The organism is Spirillospora sp. NPDC049652, assembly GCF_040675125.1.
Taxonomy (GTDB): Bacteria; Actinomycetota; Actinomycetes; order Streptosporangiales; family Streptosporangiaceae; genus Spirillospora.
In genome coordinates this window covers 1-3,679 of record NZ_JBFAOF010000748.1, presented here as the reverse complement: position 1 = coordinate 3,679, position 3,679 = coordinate 1, and the positions used below count along the sequence as shown (strand labels likewise).

Sequence of the window (3,679 nt, the reverse complement as noted above, 5' to 3'; positions counted from 1 at the left end):
CGTGCCGGGGGTCGGGCCACGATACCCCCTGGGGGAACCCCCCGGGGGGTATATTACCCGCTTCGCGGCGGGACGTTCCAGGTCGTGACATGTGCGCCCCGGCGGCCCTGGTGATGCTGCTGGTCACCGGCTGGCCCATCGTCTACTCGGTGCTGCTGTCGCTGCAGCGCTACGACCTGCGCTTCCCCGGCCGCCGCGCGTGGATCGGGCTGTCGAACTACGGCACGGTCCTGACCAGCGGGTTCTGGTGGAACGCGGTCTGGGTGACGGCCGTGGTCACGGTGGTGAGCGTGGCGGTCGAGCTGGTCCTCGGGATGGCGATCGCGCTGGTGATGTACCGGACGCTGACCGGCCGGGGCCTGGTGCGCACGGCCGTGCTGATCCCGTACGGCATCGTCACGGTCGCCGCCGCCTACGGCTGGAAGTACGCCTGGACGCCCGGCACCGGCTGGCTGGCCGGGTTCATGCCCGCCGGCAGCGCGCCGCTGACCGAGCACTGGCCGTCCCTGGCGATCATCATCCTGGCGGAGGTCTGGAAGACCACGCCGTTCATGTCGCTGCTGCTCATGGCGGGCCTGGCGCTGGTGCCCGAGGACGCCCTGAAGGCCGCCGCGATGGACGGCGCGTCCGCCTGGCAGCGGTTCCGGCTGGTGGTGCTGCCGCTGATGGCGCCGACCATCTTCGCCGCGCTGCTGTTCAGGATCCTGGACGCGGTGCGCATCTTCGACGACATCTACGTGCTGACCAACGGCGCGCAGAACACCTCGTCGGTGTCGATCATCGCCTACCACAACCTGATCTCCGGGCTGAACCTCGGCATCGGCTCGACCATGTCGGTGCTGATCTTCCTGGGCGTCTCGGTGGTGCCGGTGCTGTTCGTCAAGGTGCTCGGCGCGTCCGCGCCCGGGCAGGAGCGGAGGCGGTGATGGCCGGGAACCCGCGCGCCCGCTGGGCCTTCCTGGACCTGCTCGTCCTGGTGTACGCGCTGGTCCCGGTCGTCTGGATCGCCTCGCTGTCGTTCAAGGAGCCGGCCACCGTCTCCGGGGGGACGTTCTGGCCGACGCGGTGGACCTGGTCGAACTACAGCGGGATCTTCAAGAACGACGACTTCGTGCGCGGCCTGGGCAACTCGATCGGGATCGGCCTGATCTCGACGGCGATCGCGATCGTGCTGGGCACGATGGCCGCCTACGCGGTGGCCCGGCTGAGCTTCCCCGGCCGCAACGCCGTGCTCGGGCTGTCGCTGCTGATCTCGATGTTCCCGCAGATCTCGCTGGTCACGCCGCTGTTCCAGATCGAGCGCGGGCTCGGGCTGTTCAACACCTGGCCGGGGCTGATCCTGCCGTACGTGACCTTCGCGCTGCCGCTGACCATCTACACGCTCTCGACGTTCTTCAGGGAGATCCCGTGGGACTTGGAGAAGGCCGCCACCATGGACGGCGCGACGCCGCTGCAGGCGTTCCGGCTGGTGATCGTGCCGCTGGCGGTGCCGGGCGTGGTGACCACCGCGATCCTGGCGTTCATCGTGTGCTGGAACGACTTCCTGTTCTCGATCTCGCTGACCTCGTCGAACGCGGCGCGCACCGCGCCCGCGACGATCTCGTTCTTCACCGGGTCGTCCCAGTTCGAGGACCCGACCGGGTCGATCGCGGCGGCGGCCGTGGTGATCACCATCCCGATCGTGGTCTTCGTGCTGGTGTTCCAGCGCCGGATCGTGTCCGGGCTGACCTCCGGGGCGGTGAAGGGGTGAGCGGTGGCTGAGATCGCCATGGCCGGGCTGACCAAGCGGTACCCGGACGGCACCGTCGCGGTGGACCGGTTCGAGCTGACCATCGCCGACGGCGAGTTCATCATCCTGGTCGGGCCGTCCGGGTGCGGGAAGTCCACCACCCTGAACATGATCGCGGGGCTGGACGACATCACCGAGGGCGAGCTGCGCATCGACGGCGAGCGGGTGAACGAGCGCGCGCCACGCGAGCGGGACATCGCGATGGTGTTCCAGTCGTACGCGCTGTACCCGCACATGACCGTCCGGGAGAACATCGGGTTCCCGCTGCGGCTGGCCAGGGTCGACAAGGCGGAGGCCGAGCGCCGGATCAAGGAGGCCGCGCACCTGCTGGACCTGGAGGAGCTGCTCGACCGCAAGCCCGCGCACCTGTCCGGCGGGCAGCGGCAGCGGGTCGCGATGGGCCGCGCGATCGTCCGCGCCCCGAAGGCGTTCCTGATGGACGAGCCGCTGTCCAACCTGGACGCCAAGCTGCGGGTCCAGATGCGCACGATGATCTCGCGGCTGCAGAAGCGGCTCGGCACCACCACCGTCTACGTCACCCACGACCAGACCGAGGCGATGACCCTCGGCGACCGGATCGTGCTGATGCGCCGGGGCGTGGTCCAGCAGATCGGCTCGCCGCAGGAGCTGTACGACCACCCCTGCAACCTGTTCGTCGCCGGGTTCATCGGTTCCCCGTCGATGAACTTCCTGCCCGCCGAGGTCGCCGGCGACCACCTGACGACGGTGCTCGGCGACGTCCCGCTGACCGAGGCCATGCGCCGCGCGATCGCCGCGCACGACGCGCCGAAGGAGCTCATCATGGGCCTGCGGCCGGAGGCGTTCGACGACCCGCGGGCCACCCGCCGCAAGGGCTTCGACGGGCGCGCCCACACCTTCACCGGGCACGTGGACATCCTGGAGTCGCTCGGCTCGGAGAAGCTCGCCTACCTGGCGCTGGACGACTCCGGCGCGGTGCAGTCCGAGCACCTCGCCGAGGCGTTCTCGGGCGGCTCGGACCAGACCAGCCTGGAGCTGGTGGCGCACCTGGACCCCAAGTCGCCCGCGCGGGAGGGGGAGGACGTCGTGCTCGACTTCGACCCGTCCGCCGTCCACCTGTTCGACCCGGACAGCGGCCTCAACCTGACCAACGCCTCCTGACCGCTCCGTCCCGGGGGCCGGAAGCGGGCCCCCGGGGACGGAGCGGTCAGCCGAGGTCGAGGCGGGCGAACAGGCGCATCAGGCCGGGGGACAGCCGGGACAGCAGGCGGCTCACGTGCGCCTCGGGCGTCACCGGGACGACCGCGCGGTTCCTCAGCACCGCGCGGACGACCTGCTCGGCGACCTTGTCGGGGCCGTAGTTCCGCCGGGCGTAGGCGCGGGAGGCCCGCTCGCGGTCGTGCGCCTGCGCCGTGTCGTCCCGGCCGACGAACCGGGACGTCCTGGTGATGTTGGTGTTCACGATGCCCGGGCAGATCGCGGTGACGCCGATGCCCCGGCCCGCCAGCTCCGCGCGCAGGCACTCGCTGAGCATCAGCACCGCCGCCTTGCTGGTGGAGTAGGCGGGCAGCGTCCGGGACGGCGTGAACGCGGCGGCGGAGGCCGTGTTCACGATGTGCCCGCCCTCCCCGCGTTCGGCCATCGGCGCCGCGAACAGCCGCATCCCGTGCACGACGCCCCACAGGTTGACGTCCAGGACGCGCTTCCAGTCGTCCGGCGTGTGGTCGAGGAACCCGCCCGCCATGCCGATCCCGGCGTTGTTGACGACCACGTCGGGGACGCCGTGCTCGTGCAGGACCGCCTTGGCGAAGTCCTCCATCGCGCCCGCGTCCGCGACGTCCACCTGGAAGGCGTGCGCGTCCGGGCCCAGCAGGCCCGCCAGTTCGGCGGTGCGCCGCGCGGACGGAAGGT

At 70.8% G+C, this 3,679-nt stretch carries 4 protein-coding genes; 3 read left to right on the top strand and 1 reads right to left on the bottom strand.

Going from position 1 to position 3,679, the window contains the following annotated elements; all coding sequences use genetic code 11:
• Positions 1-89 precede the first annotated feature (89 nt).
• Genes AB0J52_RS31875 through AB0J52_RS31865 form a run of 3 tightly spaced genes read left to right on the top strand, consistent with a single transcriptional unit; the run spans position 90 to position 2,929 of the window.
• A complete protein-coding gene (locus tag AB0J52_RS31875) occupies positions 90-926 on the top strand; it encodes a carbohydrate ABC transporter permease (protein ID WP_500186494.1) in 837 nt (278 codons plus the stop codon).
• Positions 926-1,750: a carbohydrate ABC transporter permease gene (locus AB0J52_RS31870; RefSeq protein ID WP_500186493.1), complete on the top strand. Its 825-nt coding sequence runs from the start codon at positions 926-928 to the stop codon at positions 1,748-1,750. Before AB0J52_RS31875 ends, AB0J52_RS31870 begins: the two co-directional genes overlap by 1 nt.
• Before the next feature lie 3 nt (positions 1,751-1,753).
• Positions 1,754-2,929, top strand: coding sequence for an ABC transporter ATP-binding protein (locus tag AB0J52_RS31865; protein ID WP_500186492.1), 1,176 nt, complete (start codon positions 1,754-1,756; stop codon positions 2,927-2,929).
• Positions 2,930-2,975: 46 nt separating this feature from the next.
• Here the strand turns inward: AB0J52_RS31865 and AB0J52_RS31860 are convergent.
• The coding region (locus AB0J52_RS31860) for an SDR family NAD(P)-dependent oxidoreductase (protein ID WP_500186491.1) at positions 2,976-3,679 on the bottom strand (704 nt) is incomplete at its 5' end.